Here is a 13,455-nt window from a genome sequence, read left to right as displayed (position 1 = left end):
GCCGATGCGCGAGTCACTTGCCGAGCTTGCGGCGCTGCACCCGGGTCTTGCGCAGCAGCTTGCGGTGCTTCTTCTTCGACATCCGCTTGCGGCGCTTCTTGATGACCGAGCCCATAGGTGCTCCTCCTGTATCGACGCAGATCGCCCGCGACCGCACCACCGGGTGGCCACGAAGCGGGCCGCCCACGCACACGTGCGCAGGACGGGCGACCGGTGGGAGTCGGCAGCCGGTTCGTCAGTCTACCGGGGCCGGTGCGGCCCTCCGGACGGGGGACTCAGCCCGCGTCGAAGTAGGCGTTGCGGAGGTAGTCCTCCACTGCCCGCTGCGGCACCCGGAACGAGCGGCCCACCCGGGCGGCGGGCAGCTCACCCGAGTGCACCAGCCGGTACACGGTCATCTTCGAGACCCGCATCATCGAGGCGACCTCGGCCACGGTCAGGAACTGGACCTGGGCCGGGCGCAAGGGCTCGGATCGTTCCGCCACCATCGGGCACCGCCTTCCTCCCCCGAAACGGGCCCCCGGACGCCCGGTGGTGGGGGATGCGCATGCAGTCTACCGGGACAGCTGTGACGATCGGTCCGCCAGAGGGGGGCCCGATCGTGGCACAGATCGGCGCGTCAGGGTGTCGTTTCGTCAACCGATGCGCTGATCGGGCGAATACGGAGGGCGACCGGCCCAATCGGAGTAGTCGAGGACACCGGAGCCGTCCACGGCGCCGGGACGTCAGTCGCGGCCGAGCTCGACCGACCTGTCGTGCGCGGCCGTGATCGCGTCCGCGAAGGCGGACCGGAGGCCGTGCCGCTCCAGCTCGCGCAACGCGGCGGCGGTCGTCCCGGCCGGGGAGGTGACGTTCTCCCGCAGCACGGCCGGGTGCTCACCGGTCTCCCGCAGCATCCGGGCGGCGCCGAGCGCCGTCTGCACCGTCAGCTCGGTGGCCGCGGGCCGGGGCAGGCCGAGTGCGACCCCCGCCTCGATCATCGCCTCGGCGACCAGGAAGAAGTAGGCCGGACCGGACCCGGAGACCGCCGTCGCGACGTCCTGTTTCGACTCGTCGATCCGCAGCACGGCACCGACCGTGCCGAGCAGGGCCTCGGTCTCGGCGAGATGGGCCTCGCCGGCGTGGGCGCCCGGCGAGATGGCGCACATCGCCGCCCCGAGCAGCATCGGGGTGTTCGGCATGACCCGCACGACCGGGGTGCCGGCCGGTAAGGCCCCCTCGAACAGCGAGGTCGGCAACCCGGCGCACAGGGACACGACGAGCGTGTCCGGCTCGAGCACCGGGGCGGTCTCGCCGAGCAGCCCGACGACGTCCTGCGGCTTGACGGCGACGACCACCGTCGCCGCACCGCGGACCGCCTCGGCCACCGGCGCAGCGGTGATCCCGAGCGCCCCGGACAGCTCCCGGGCGCGGTCCGGGGACTTCTCCGCGACGACCAGGTCGCCGGGGTCCCGGCCGGCCGCCAGCAACCCGCCGAGCAGTGCCTCGCCGATCCGCCCGCCACCCAGTACCGCGATCCTCGAACTCATGGGCAGCACCCTAGGCGCCCTGCTCAGCGCGGCAGCGGGGCCAGTGCCAGCTGACGGGCCTGGCAGACGGTCCGCCCGCGCGCATCGACCACCGTGACGTCCTCGTCGAACTGGGCGCCCGACACGGTCCGGGACCGCGAGACCACCCGCAGCCAGCCCGGTGCGGGGCGCCCCCGCAGCAACGCGGTGAGCTGCACCGTCGGGGCCCAGCCGGGCCGTCCGCCGAGGTTGAACACGGTCGGCGGGAGGATGTCGCCGGCGAGCAGTGCGAACAGCACGTCCGGTTCCTCGCCGCGCGGCCGCACCCAGCCCGCCATCTCCGGCGGGCCGGTCTCGCCCCGCAGGAACGGCAGGGACGTCGCCGGGTACCGCAGGTCGCAAGCGGCGGCGAGACCGGCGGCCCCGCCCGGGGCGTGCGCCGGGTCGAGCGCGTCGGCGTCCGGTTCGGCGGCGAGTTCCGGGGCGGTCTCCCAGCGCGGTTCACCGTCGGGCAGGACACCGGCGGTGACCGTGGCGTGCAGCATCAGCTTGTCGTCCTGCTCCAGCCGCACGGCGACCGAGGAGATCGTGCGCCCGATCTTGAGCGGGTTCGCGGTCAGCTCGACCGGCCCCGGATCAGGTGCCCGCAGGAAGTCCACCGAGACCGCGAGCGGATCGGGTGCCGGGGCGCCCGCCGGCAGATCGGACCGGAGCCGGGCGAGCGCGGCCTGGGCCATCAGCACCATCAGCAGGCCGCCGAAGGCCTTCGGGCCGACCGTCCAGAGGTCGCCGAGACGGGCGCGGAACCGGCCGTCGCCGAGATCGTCCAGTTCGCGGGCGTCGGCGAAGGGGCGCCCGGTGCGGACCGCGGAGCTGCTCATGCCGATCAGGCTAACCCGCCGGTTACCGGCGGGTAAGGAGTTCTCAGCGGCCGCCCACCGGCACCGGGGCCGGACGGCGGGTCGGCGCCAGGTGCAGCCGGGCGAACAGCAGCGACTCGGCGAGCATGCCGACGCGTTCCTGCCGGGTGCGGCAGCGCCGGGTCGACACCTCGAGCGCGACCGTGCCGCCGCGCGCGGCGAACCCGTCGTCGGCGAGCCGCTGGCAGACCTCGGCGCAGGGCTGCGCGCCGCGGCCGGGGACCAGGTGCTCGTCCTTCGGGGCCCCCGAACCGTCGGTCAGGTGCAGGTGGGTGAGCCGCTCACCCATCCGGTCCATCAACCCGAGCGCGTCGACCCGGGCGGCGGCGGTGTGCGAGAGATCGAGGGTGTAGGCGCCGAACCCGACCTCGGTCGGGTCGGGACCGAGCGCGTAGGGCACCGTGCTGATCGCGCCGCGGGTCACCGGGAACATGTTCTCCACGGGCAGCGTGATCCCGCGGTACTCCCGCGCCCTGGCGACCTCGGCGGCGAACACGGCCGCGTAGCGGCGCTGCCAGCGGAACGGCGGGTGCACGACGACGGTCCGGGCGCCGAGCCGTGCCGCGACCTCGACGGTGCGGCGCAGCCGGTGCACCGGGTCGGCACCCCAGACCCGCTGGGTGACGGCCAGGCACGGGGCGTGCACGGCCGTGATCGGCACGCCGTGCCGCTGGGCGAGGCGTTCGACGGCCAGCGGGTCCTGACTGACCGGATCGGTCCAGATCATCAGCTCGACGCCGTCGTAGCTGAGGTCGGCGGCGATCTCGAAGGCCGCTGCGACGCCCTCCGGATAGACGGAGGCGGTGGACAGCAGGATCGGCGGGACGGAGCGGTCGGTGTGTGCGGGCAGACTGAAAGAGGGTGCCACAATCCCCTGGGTCGCCTCGCGATCGCTCATCGTTACCTGTCCAGCAGCACCAGGAGCGCCGGGGACACCGTCAGCAACAGCCCGACCAGGACCGCGAACAGGGTGGTCTTGAGATCGTCGTTGCGCAGCAGCGCCCGCACGCCGAGCACCAGGCCCACGGTGAGCACGACGGCCGAGGCCAGCGCGACGATCGGGAACGAGAACCAGAGGAACCGGAACAGCACCCAGATCGCGGCACCGGCGACGGCGCCGCCGATCCACTGCGCGATGACGACCGCCCAGGCCTGGCCGGTGCCCGCCGCGCCGGCGTCCGCCTCGTCGTCCAGGCCGGCCGGGGGCTCGGCCCCGTCGGGCCCCTCGTCCTCGTCGGCGACCCGGCGCCGTCCGCGGCGGCCGCGCGACGCCTCGCCGGCATCCCGGTCCTCGTGGCCGGGGGCCTGCGGATCGTGCTCCTCCGGGCCGTCGTCCCACAACTCGCCGCGATCGGGGGTGAGCACGCCGGTGCGGTCACCGTCGAAGTCGGCCTCCCGCTCGTCGGCGAACGGGTCGTAGGCACCGGTCGGCGGGCCGTCGTCGACCACGGCCGGCCGGGGGCGGGTGCGCCCGGTCGGGACGTCCTCGCCGTCGTCGAGCGGGGGCGCACCGAACTGGGTGGGGGGGCCACCGTCGTCGGGATCGACGGCGGGGCGGCGGGCACCCAGCCTGCTGGTCGGTATCTCGTCCGGGTAACCGGCATAGGAGTTCGGATAGGAGTCCGCCGGGTAGGGGTCGGCCCGGCCGGCCGGCACGTCCGGATGGACGGGCTGCTGCGGGGCGGCCTGCCCCTCGTCGGGGCGACCCGCGTAGGCGCCGGCGCCCTCGTCCAGGCGGCCCGGGAACCCGTACGGGCCGGGCCCGTCGTCCGGGCGACGGGCCCGGCCGTTCGGAGGTGGGACATCATCGGGCCGGCCGGGGCGGCCGTACGGCTCCTCCGGACGACCGGCGCCGTTCGGGCCTGCGCCGTTCGGGCCTGCGCCGTTCGGGCCGTTGTACCCGGGGGGCGGGCCGCCGCGGTACGACTCGGGGGCGTGCCCGTTGGGCCGGTGGCCCGGGACCGGCGGGGCTCCCCCGCCGACGGCCTGCGGGGGGTGGCCGTTCCGGCCGGCACCGTTCACCGGGCCACGGTGGCTGCCGTTCGGAGCACCAGGGTTGGGAGCAGCGGGGTTCGGAGCAGCGGGGTTGGGGGCGTTGCCGTTCGGTACGAACGGGTCGCCGTGCCGGGCGCCCGGCCGGCCGGTGGCCTCCGCCGGGTCGGGACGGCGGGCGGGCGGGAACGACGGGTGCTCGGCGAGCGGGCCGGGTGGCCGGATCCGGTCGCCGCGCGGCGGAGCCTGCTCCGCGGGTGCCGCGGGCACGCCGCCGCCCGCCCCCGGCGCCGGGGCGCCGCCCGGCTCGTCGTCCTCCGACGCGCGGCGACGACGGCGGCGCCCGGTCTGGGAGCCGCCGTTCGCCGCCAGCAGCTCGGCGACCGTCCGCTGGCGAGGCTCTCCGAATCCCGCGCTGTCCACACTCATCACGACCACCGTGCCCTGTGTGTTGTCAAGGGTCCAAGTCCGCCCCCGGAAGTCTGCGCCGAGCGGTCGTCCCCGTTCGCTCCGTCGAGCATGTCGAACCGGCGCAGGAGCACACCCTCGCGCAACGCCCACGGGCAGATGTCGAGCTCGGCGACCCCGAGCGCGTCCATCGCGGCCTGTGCCACGACCACCCCGGCGATCAGCTGGTGCGCCCGGCCCGCGCTGACACCGTCCAGCTGGGCGAGGTCCGGGCCGGACATCCTGGTGACGAACCCGGACAGCTGGCGCAGGCCCTGGGCGGTCAGCGTGCGGTGCGCCCGGGGCCCGGCGCTCGACGGCGCCGCGCCGGCGAGGCGGGCGAGTGTCCGGAAGGTCTTCGACGTGCCGACGGCGAGATCCGGACGGCCCGCCGCGCGCAGCCGCCCGGCCACCGGGGCGAGCTCCTCGCGGACCCGCTCGGTCAGCGCGGCGAGCTCGGCCCGCGCCGGCGGGTCGGTGGTGAAGGCCTCGCGGGTCAGCCGGCCCACACCCAGCGGCACCGACACCGCGACGTCGGGCGTCTCGTCCCGGCCGACCGCCAGCTCCAGCGAGCCACCACCGATGTCGAGCACCAGCAGTCGCCCGGCGGACCAGCCGCACCAGCGGCGGACGGCGAGGAAGGTCCAGCGCGCCTCGTCCTCCCCGGGCAGCACCTCCAGCACGACGCCGGTCTCCCGCTGCACCTTCGCCAGCACCTCGGCCGAGTTGGTGGCGTCGCGCAGCGCGGAGGTCGCGAACGCCATCAGGTCGTCGCACTCCGCCTCGCGGGCGATGTCCCGGGCCCGGTGCACGCTCTCCAGCAGCGCCTTGACGCCCTCCTTGCCGAGCGCACCCCGGCTGTCGAGGTGCTCGGCGAGCCGGAGCTCGTCCTTGTCGGAGGACATCGGTCTCGGGTGGGCACCGCGGTGCGCCTCCACCACCAGCAGGTGGACGGTGTTGGATCCCACGTCGAGGACGGCGAGGCGCACGGGAACAGGTTACCGAGCCGTTATCGACCGACGGGCAACCCCATGAGTACCCACCGTTACACGTCGAACTTGTAGCCGAGCCCGCGCACCGTCAGCAGGTGCTTCGGGTTGGACGGGTCGTCCTCCACCTTGGAGCGCAGCCGTTTCACGTGGACGTCGAGGGTCTTGGTGTCGCCGACGTAGTCGGCGCCCCACACCCGGTCGATCAGCTGCGCCCTGGTGAGCACCCGGCCGACGTTGCGGAGCAGGTACTCGAGCAGGTCGAACTCCTTGAGCGGGAGGGCGACCTCGGCGCCGTTCACCGACACGACGTGCCGCTCGACGTCCATCCGGACCGGGCCGGACTCCAGCACGCCGCTGCCGCCCTCGGCCTCCCCGTTGCCCTCGCCGCCGCGCCGGAGCACGGCGCGCACCCGGGCGATCAGCTCGCGCGCCGAGTACGGCTTGGTGATGTAGTCGTCGGCGCCCAGCTCCAGCCCCACCACCTTGTCGATCTCGCTGTCCCGGGCCGTCACCATGATCACCGGGACGGCGGAGCGGGAGCGCAGCGCCTTGCAGACGTCGGTGCCGCTCATCCCGGGCAGCATGAGGTCGAGCAGCACGATGTCGGCGCCGTTGCGGTCGAACTCGGACAGCGCGTCGTTGCCGTTCACCGCGACGGCCGTGGTGAAGCCCTCCTTGCGCAGCATGAACGCGAGCGGGTCGGCGAAGGACTCCTCGTCCTCCACGATCAGCACCCTGGTCATCTCATCCTCCGGTTGTCGCGGTCTGGGGGGCGAGGTCCGCACCGGGGAGCCCGAGCCGGGCGGGGAGCCGCACGGTGAAGGTCGATCCGGTGCCGGGGCGGCTCCACAGCCGCACCTCGCCGCCGTGATTGGCACAGACGTGCTTGACGATCGCCAGGCCGAGCCCGGTCCCGCCGGTGGCCCGGGAGCGTGCCGGGTCGACCCGGAAGAACCGCTCGAACACCCGCTTCTGGTGCTCGGGGGCGATGCCGATCCCCCGGTCGGTGACGGCGATCTCGACCGAACCGTCGACCGCGCGCCTGCTCACCGACACCGGTGAGTCGGTGGGCGAGTAGGCGATGGCGTTCTCGATGAGGTTGGTCAGCGCGGTGACGAGCAGTGTCCGGTCACCGTCGACGACCAGACCGGACGGCGGGTCGGCGATGATCTCGACGCCGTGTGCCTCGGCCGAGTTGCGGCTGCGGGCGAGTGCCTCCCCGACGACGTCGTCGACGTCGACCGCCGCCAGCTCGGGCAGCCGCTCGGCCCCGGTCAGCCGGGACAGCGCGATCAGCTCGGACACCAGGTTGCCCATCCGGGTCGCCTCGCGGAGCAGCTTCTCGCCGAACCGGCGGACCTCGGCCGCGTCCTCGCCGGAGCCCGCCGCGGGCTCGAGGCCGTCCAGCGAGTCGAGCAGCGCCTCGGCCAGCAGCGCGACGGCACCGACCGGCGTCTTCAGCTCGTGGCTGACGTTCGCGACGAAGTCCCGGCGGGTGGCCTCCAGCCGGGCGACCTCGGACGTGTCGACCGCCTCGACCAGCACGAAGCCGTCGCCCAGCGGGCGGATCCTGGCCTGCACCTCGACCGGGCCGCGCGGCGTGCGGTCCAGCGGCGACAGGTCGACCTCGACCAGCCGGTCACCGGCCAGCACCCGCCGGCAGGCGGACCAGGCCCGCGGGTCGAGCCGGTCACCGGTGACGGCACCGAGCGCGGCGGCGCGGGGGTTGTGCAGCAGCACCTCGCCACCCGCACCGATGACCGCGAGCCCCGACGACGACGCCCGGAAGGTCCGGTGCAGCAGCTCACCGAGCGTCGGGCCACCCGGCTCCGCCCCCCGCGGGCGACGGTCCGGCTCGGTGTCGTGGTCGGGGCGGCCGTGCGACGACCGACGCGCGAGCGCGAACCCGGCCAGCAGGCCGAGGCCGAGCGCGGCGGCCGCGATCAGCCACGCGAGCGTGGTCACGGCTGCATGGTAGGCAAGCGGGGGTGCCCTCTGGCCAGCGCCGACCCGCGAAGGTGACGCCCGCGACCCGCCCGGGCGACAGAGTTCGGCACGCGTTCACCACCGGTTCACGGCGCGGACCCCAGGGTCTCAACGACCCTGGTTCGCCACTCCGGCGATCGCCTCCCGGGCCGCCTCCGGGTCCAGGTAGCGCCCGCCGGGCGTCAGCGGCGTCAGGTCGTCGTCGAGGTCGTAGACCAGCGGGATGCCGGTGGGGATGTTGAGGCCCGCGATGTCGGCGTCGGAGATCCCGTCGAGGTACTTCACCAGCGCGCGCAGCGAGTTGCCGTGCGCGGCGAGCAGCACGACCTTGCCGTCGCGCAGGTCGGGGACGACGGCCTCGGTCCAGTACGGCAGGAACCGCTCGACGACGTCGGCGAGGCACTCGGTGAGCGGCGCGTCGACGCCGGCGTAGCGCGGGTCGGCGTCCTGGGAGAACTCGGAGCCGCGTTCGATGGGCGGCGGCGGGGTGTCGTAGGAACGGCGCCAGAGCATGAACTGCTCCTCGCCGTACTCCTCCAGGGTCTGGCGCTTGTCCTTGCCCTGCAGCGCGCCGTAGTGGCGCTCGTTGAGCCGCCAGTCGCGGCGCACCGGGATCCAGTGCCGGTCGGCGGCGTCCAGTGCCAGGTTCGCGGTCGAGATCGCGCGGCGCAGCAACGAGGTGTGCACGACGTCCGGGGCGACGCCGGCCTCGGCGAGCAGCTCGCCGCCGCGGCGGGCCTCCGCCTCGCCCTGCGCGGAGAGCGGCACGTCCACCCATCCGGTGAAGAGGTTCTTCGCGTTCCAGTCGCTCTGGCCATGGCGCAGCAGTACGAGGGTCGGCATGCGGCACAGCCTGCCACTCGCGCGCGGCGCGGTCCTCCCGCCGCGCACCGAACGTGTCGACCCGCACGTTCCGTCGGTAGCGTGCGACCGACCGTGCTGCCGTGCTGCCGTGCCGCGGAGCCGGGTGGCCGTCCCGACCGAGCAGAAGTCCGAACCGCGCCGCCGTGGCCGCCGCGTTCGCCGACCCGGTAGGAGTACCCGTGCGCCGACGGACCACCCGAGCGCTCGCCACCGTTCTGCTCGCAGTCCTGAGCCTCGGCGCCGTGCTCCCGACCGTCGTCGCGGCCGACGTGCCCGGCAGGCCGTCGGCCGCGGTGGACGACAGTGATCTGGCCGGCCGCGTCGAGCGGCTCGCCGAGGCCCACGTCGGCCGCAGCACACCGGGCGCGGTGGTGGCCGTCGTGGACGCCGACGGTCCGCTGCTCGTCCGGGCGTGGGGAGACACCGGCGCCCCTTCACCGGTGACCCCCGCTCCGTTGACGACCGGGTCGCCGCTGCCGGTCGCGTCGGTGTCGAAGGTCGTGACCGCGCTGACGGCGTTGCGGCTGCACCACGACCGCGTCCTCGATCTGGACGCCGCCGTGCCGGTGTCCACCGGCGTCGATCCGATCGACCGGCGCGCCCCGGGGGCGCGCACCCCGGTCACCGGCAGGCACCTGCTCACCCACCACTCCGGGTTGGCCGAACCGCTCCTGATGCATCCCGACCCACCGGCCGGCCCCGGCGACGTCGCACCGCTGCTCGGGCCGTGGCTCCGCCACCATCCACCCGTGCTCGACCGCCCGGCCGGCACCGGCCTGCACTATTCACCGCTCGCGGGCCACGCGTTGCTCGGTGCGGCAATCGAACGGTCGACCGGGCTGCCGTTCGCGGAGGCGGCCCGCGCCCTGGTCCTCCGTCCGGCCGGTGCGACGACCGCGGACTTCCCGGCCGATCCCGCGTCCGGGGCCGTCGTGCCGGTCGTCGCCGACGGAGACGGCTGGGCCCCCGCGCCGTGGCCCGCCGTGCACGAACTGCCGGCGGCCGGACTGACCTGGTCCGCCGCCGACGCCGCGGCGCTCCTGCAGTCCCTGGTCGCCGACGACGGCCCGCTCCCGGCTCCGGTCGTGGCCGAGGCACTGGCCACCGCGGTCCGACCACCGCACGGCGGCCCCGGCCACACCCAGGTGTTCTTCGAGGCGCACCGCGCGGGCGTGCGCGTCGTCGAGCACGCCGGCGCGAACGGCGTCGCCTGGGTCGCGGTCCTCCCCGAGGCCGGGATCGGGGTGTTCGCCGCCGTCCCGACCGACGGTGCCGACGCCATGCCGTTCGCACCGGGTGTGGTGGACGAGGTGGCCGGCTGGGCGGTGGCCGCCGGGCGGGCCGAGGCCCGGGAACGCCCCCCGCACGGGTACGAGCCGCTGCCGGGCCCCTGGCCGGAGCAGCCGCTGGTCGTCGACCCGGTGGGGGTCTTCCACGAGCAGCTGTTCGGCGACCGGGGCCCGGAACGGGTGCTGCGGACGCTGTCGTCGCGGGTCGTGGTCGGCCGGGACGGCGACGAGCTGGTGGTCGGGGACCGGCGCTACGCCCCGGTCCGGGGTGACCGGTGGTGCGATCCGGCCGGCTGCATCGCCGGGGTCCGCGCCGCCGGCGGTGAGGTGCACCTGCTGCGCGGCGACCGCGCGATGCTGGAGCAGACGCTGGTGCCGGCCCCCTGGTGGTCCGACCGGATCGTCGTGGGCCCCGTCCTCGTGGCCGGGGTGCTGGTGGCGCTCGCGGTGATCGGGAGCGCTGCCCGGGCCGGGTGGCGGCGGCGACGTGGGCATCCGGCCGAGGGCGGGGCGCTGCGGGTGCTCGCCGTGGTGTGGGCGGCGCTCACCGTGGTGCTCGTCGTCGCCGGACCGCTCCTGCCGGTGTGGCCGCTGCTGACGGGCACGGCCGAGTGGGTGCCGTCCGCGGGTCCCCTCGTCCGGGCGTGGCAGGTCACGACGGCGGCCGGCACGATCACCGGTCTCGCGTCCGCGGCGTTGCTGGTGGTGCGGTGGACCCGGTTCGGCGGACGGCGCCGGTGGCCGGCCCTGATCGCGCTCCTGGTGGGCGCCGCCGCCCAGGCGGTGCTGGTGAGCTGGGCCTGGCCGGGCTGACCGGCCGGGCCGACCTGGCCCGGCCGCCGGGCCGCCGATCCGGTCAGGACGTCAGCCGGCCAGGTCGGCGAGCACGCCGCCCAGGGTGTCCGCCAGCAGGTCCAGCTCGGCACGGGTGACCACCAGCGGCGGGGACAGCCGGACGGTGGCACCGTGCGTTTCCTTCGCCAGCACCCCGCGGCGGGCCAGCTCCACGCACACCTCACGGCCGGTACCGACCGCGGGATCGACGTCGCAGCCGAACCAGAGCCCCACCCCGCGCACCGCGGTGAGCCCGGGCAGGGCGCGCAGCCGCTCCCCCAGGTACGCGCCGTGCGCGCGGGCGAGCGCCTGGAACGAGCCGTCGGCGAGCAGCCCGCACACCGCGGAGCCGACCGCGGCCGCCAGCGGGTTGCCGCCGAAGGTGGAACCGTGCTCACCGGGGCGCAGCACGCCCAGCACGTCGCGCCGCCCGACGACGGCGCTGACCGGCAGGATCCCGCCGCCGAGCGCCTTGCCGAGGGTGTAGAGGTCCGCCCGGACACCGGACAGGTCGGTGCACAGCGTGGCGCCGGCCCGGCCGAGCCCGGACTGGATCTCGTCGCAGATCAGCAGCACCCCGCGCTCCTCGGTGAGCCGGCGCACCTCGGCGAGGTGACCCGCGGGCGGCACGATCACCCCGGCCTCGCCCTGCACCGGTTCGAGGAGCACCGCGACCGTGTCGTCGGTGAGCGCGGCGGCCAGCGCGGCGGTGTCGCCGTAGGGGACGCGGTCGAAGCCAGGGGTGAACGGACCGAATCCGTCGCGGGCGGCCGGGTCGTCGGAGAAGCCGACGACGGTCGTCGTCCGGCCGTGGAAGTTGCCGCCGGCGACGACGATCCGGGCCCGCCCGTCGGGCACCCCGCGGACCCGGTGTCCCCAGGCCCTGGCCACCTTGACGGCCGACTCGACGGCTTCGGCGCCGGTGTTCATCGGCAGCACGGCGTCGGTGACGGTGAGCGCGGCGAGGTCGCGCTGGAACCCCGGGAGGCGGTCGTTATGGAAGGCCCGCGCGGTGAGCGTGAGGGTGTCGAGCTGGCGGTGCGCGGCGGCGACGAGGGCCGGGTGCCGGTGCCCGAAGTTCAGTGCGGAGTAACCGGCCAGCGCGTCGAGGTACCGCTTGCCGTCGACGTCGGTCACCCAGGCGCCGTGCCCCTCCGCCAGCACGACGGGCAGCGGCGCGTAGGTGGCGACGCCGTACCGCTCGGCCAGCGCGATCTGCTCGTCCGTCACGCGCGCGACGGCGGTCATCGCCGGACCTCCAGGGTGGCGCACTTGATCCCGCCGCCGCCGCGGCGCAGCTCGGAGGTGTCCACGCCGACCGTGCCGAAACCGCGCTCGGCCAGCTCGGCGGCGAACTTCTCGGCCTGCGGGGCGTGCACGACGGTGCGGCCGTCGGAGAAGCAGTTCAGCCCGAGGACCGCCGCGTCGGGTTCACCGACGATCACCGCGTCCGGGAAGCGGAAGCGGAGGATCTCCTGGGAGGCGTCGTCGAACGCCGACGGCAGGTAGGCCACCGCACCGGGGCCACCGGCCGGGTCGAGCACGGCGAAGGCGGTGTCCAGGTGGTAGTAGCGCGGGTCGATCAACCGCAGCCCGACGACCTCGCGGCCGAAGACCCGGGCGGCCTCGGCGTGCGCCCGTGGATCGGTGCGGAAACCGGTGCCCGCGTAGATCGTGCCGCCGACCGTCAGCAGATCGCCCTCGCCCTCGTTGACGTGCTCCGCCTCGCGGACGTCGAGGCCGGCCGAGCGGAACCGGGCGGCGTAGGCGGGGCCCTCGGCGGCCCGCTCGTCGTGCCGGAACCGCGCGGTGAGCGCGATCCCGTCGATCACGGTGCCGCCGTTGGCGGCGTAGACCATGTCCGGCAGGCCGGGTTCGGGGTCGATCAGCGCCACGTCGAACCCGAGATCGCGGTAGGCGGCGTGCAGGTTGCGCCACTGGGCCAGCGCCAGCGCCGTGTCGGTCGGCTGCTCCGGACGCATCCACGGGTTGATCCGGTAGCTCACGGTGAAGTGGGTGGGCGGGCACATCAGCACCGAGACGGTCATGGGCACATCGTGTCGCGCAGACACCGTGCGCTTCCCGCCATCTCGCGCACGATCAGCGCGTTCTGTACCGATCTTGCGCACAGGTCTAGCGTCTGACGCCGTGGACGAGACCGACCGGCGGCTGCTGGACCTGTTGCGGGTGGACGGCCGGGCCGGATGGGCCGAGCTCGGCCAGCGGGTCGGGCTGTCGGCGTCCGCGGTGCGCCGCCGGGTGGACCGGCTCACCGAGCGCGGGATCATCCGCGGTTTCACCGTCGAGGTGGCGCCGGACGCCGAGCACGGCCCCGGCGTCGCCGCCTATGTCGAGCTGTTCTGCCGCGGCACCGTGGCCCCCGGTGAGCTGCAGCGGATGCTGTCGGCGGTGCCCGAGGTGGTCACCGCGGGCACGATCACCGGCGAGGCGGACGCCATGGTGCTGCTGCGCTCACGCGACGTCCGGTCGCTGGAGGACGCGCTGGAACGGTTGCGGATGGCGCGCAACGTCGACCACACCCGCTCCGCGGTCGTCCTCACCTGGCTGGTGTCGCGCTGAGCGCCGTCGCGCCGGAGCGTTGTACGACGGGCGGGCCCGGCGT

At 75.1% G+C, this 13,455-nt stretch carries 14 protein-coding genes; 2 read left to right on the top strand and 12 right to left on the bottom strand.

Annotation, left to right across the window (positions count from 1 at the left end; all coding sequences use genetic code 11):
• Positions 1-13 precede the first annotated feature (13 nt).
• From AB0J24_RS09480 to AB0J24_RS09435, 10 genes are all read right to left on the bottom strand, one after another.
• Entirely contained in the window at positions 14-115 is a 102-nt protein-coding gene (locus tag AB0J24_RS09480; protein WP_010241351.1) for an AURKAIP1/COX24 domain-containing protein, read from the bottom strand.
• A gap of 160 nt (positions 116-275) precedes the next feature.
• Complete coding sequence (locus AB0J24_RS09475) at positions 276-488, bottom strand: helix-turn-helix domain-containing protein (protein WP_085910614.1); 213 nt, start codon at positions 486-488, stop codon at positions 276-278.
• A 237-nt stretch (positions 489-725) separates the two neighbouring features.
• Positions 726-1,529 (bottom strand): pyrroline-5-carboxylate reductase, encoded by an 804-nt coding sequence (gene proC, locus AB0J24_RS09470; RefSeq protein ID WP_358677995.1) that lies wholly within the window; start codon positions 1,527-1,529, stop codon positions 726-728.
• A 23-nt stretch (positions 1,530-1,552) separates the two neighbouring features.
• Entirely contained in the window at positions 1,553-2,389 is an 837-nt protein-coding gene (locus AB0J24_RS09465) for a thioesterase family protein (protein ID WP_358677992.1), read from the bottom strand.
• Between the two features lie 43 nt (positions 2,390-2,432).
• The gene (locus AB0J24_RS09460; protein ID WP_358677989.1) at positions 2,433-3,326 is read right to left on the bottom strand and encodes a sugar phosphate isomerase/epimerase; all 894 of its coding nucleotides are present in this window, start codon (positions 3,324-3,326) and stop codon (positions 2,433-2,435) included.
• 2 nt (positions 3,327-3,328) lie between these two features.
• Positions 3,329-4,849: a hypothetical protein gene (locus tag AB0J24_RS09455; RefSeq protein WP_358677986.1), complete on the bottom strand. Its 1,521-nt coding sequence runs from the start codon at positions 4,847-4,849 to the stop codon at positions 3,329-3,331.
• A complete protein-coding gene (locus AB0J24_RS09450) occupies positions 4,849-5,856 on the bottom strand; it encodes a Ppx/GppA phosphatase family protein (protein ID WP_358677983.1) in 1,008 nt (335 codons plus the stop codon). Before AB0J24_RS09450 ends, AB0J24_RS09455 begins: the two co-directional genes overlap by 1 nt.
• Before the next feature lie 56 nt (positions 5,857-5,912).
• The gene (locus AB0J24_RS09445; protein WP_358677980.1) at positions 5,913-6,602 is read right to left on the bottom strand and encodes a response regulator transcription factor; all 690 of its coding nucleotides are present in this window, start codon (positions 6,600-6,602) and stop codon (positions 5,913-5,915) included.
• A gap of 1 nt (position 6,603) precedes the next feature.
• Complete coding sequence (locus tag AB0J24_RS09440) at positions 6,604-7,824, bottom strand: ATP-binding protein (protein ID WP_358677977.1); 1,221 nt, start codon at positions 7,822-7,824, stop codon at positions 6,604-6,606.
• 129 nt (positions 7,825-7,953) lie between these two features.
• Positions 7,954-8,697, bottom strand: coding sequence for a phosphoglyceromutase (locus AB0J24_RS09435; protein ID WP_358678064.1), 744 nt, complete (start codon positions 8,695-8,697; stop codon positions 7,954-7,956).
• Between the two features lie 191 nt (positions 8,698-8,888).
• Here AB0J24_RS09435 and AB0J24_RS09430 point away from each other — a divergent pair, with 191 nt between their 5' ends.
• A complete protein-coding gene (locus AB0J24_RS09430; RefSeq protein ID WP_358677974.1) occupies positions 8,889-10,811 on the top strand; it encodes a serine hydrolase domain-containing protein in 1,923 nt (640 codons plus the stop codon).
• Positions 10,812-10,862: 51 nt separating this feature from the next.
• On the opposite strand, the gene rocD is transcribed toward AB0J24_RS09430, so the two are convergent.
• Positions 10,863-12,080 (bottom strand): ornithine--oxo-acid transaminase, encoded by a 1,218-nt coding sequence (gene rocD, locus AB0J24_RS09425; protein WP_358677971.1) that lies wholly within the window; start codon positions 12,078-12,080, stop codon positions 10,863-10,865.
• Entirely contained in the window at positions 12,077-12,904 is an 828-nt protein-coding gene (gene ddaH / locus AB0J24_RS09420; protein ID WP_358677968.1) for a dimethylargininase, read from the bottom strand. The genes rocD and ddaH overlap by 4 nt, the downstream gene beginning before the upstream one ends.
• Before the next feature lie 76 nt (positions 12,905-12,980).
• Here ddaH and AB0J24_RS09415 point away from each other — a divergent pair, with 76 nt between their 5' ends.
• The gene (locus tag AB0J24_RS09415; protein ID WP_358677966.1) at positions 12,981-13,412 is read left to right on the top strand and encodes an Lrp/AsnC family transcriptional regulator; all 432 of its coding nucleotides are present in this window, start codon (positions 12,981-12,983) and stop codon (positions 13,410-13,412) included.
• Positions 13,413-13,455 lie beyond the last annotated feature (43 nt).

The sequence above is a fragment of the Pseudonocardia sp. NPDC049635 genome (assembly GCF_040659795.1).
Classification (GTDB): Bacteria; Actinomycetota; Actinomycetes; order Mycobacteriales; family Pseudonocardiaceae; genus Pseudonocardia.
This window is presented reverse-complemented; position numbering and strand designations above follow the sequence as displayed.

Bases quoted from the DNA above. Each gene is read 5' to 3' on its own strand.
- AB0J24_RS09480 (WP_010241351.1), bottom strand. From the start codon at position 115: ATGGGCTCGGTCATCAAGAAGCGCCGCAAGCGGATGTCGAAGAAGAAG.
- AB0J24_RS09475 (WP_085910614.1), bottom strand. From the start codon at position 488: ATGGTGGCGGAACGATCCGAGCCCTTGCGCCCGGCCCAGGTCCAGTTC.
- proC (WP_358677995.1), bottom strand. From the start codon at position 1,529: ATGAGTTCGAGGATCGCGGTACTGGGTGGCGGGCGGATCGGCGAGGCA.
- AB0J24_RS09465 (WP_358677992.1), bottom strand. From the start codon at position 2,389: ATGAGCAGCTCCGCGGTCCGCACCGGGCGCCCCTTCGCCGACGCCCGC.
- AB0J24_RS09460 (WP_358677989.1), bottom strand. From the start codon at position 3,326: ATGAGCGATCGCGAGGCGACCCAGGGGATTGTGGCACCCTCTTTCAGT.
- AB0J24_RS09455 (WP_358677986.1), bottom strand. From the start codon at position 4,849: ATGAGTGTGGACAGCGCGGGATTCGGAGAGCCTCGCCAGCGGACGGTC.
- AB0J24_RS09445 (WP_358677980.1), bottom strand. From the start codon at position 6,602: ATGACCAGGGTGCTGATCGTGGAGGACGAGGAGTCCTTCGCCGACCCG.
- rocD (WP_358677971.1), bottom strand. From the start codon at position 12,080: ATGACCGCCGTCGCGCGCGTGACGGACGAGCAGATCGCGCTGGCCGAG.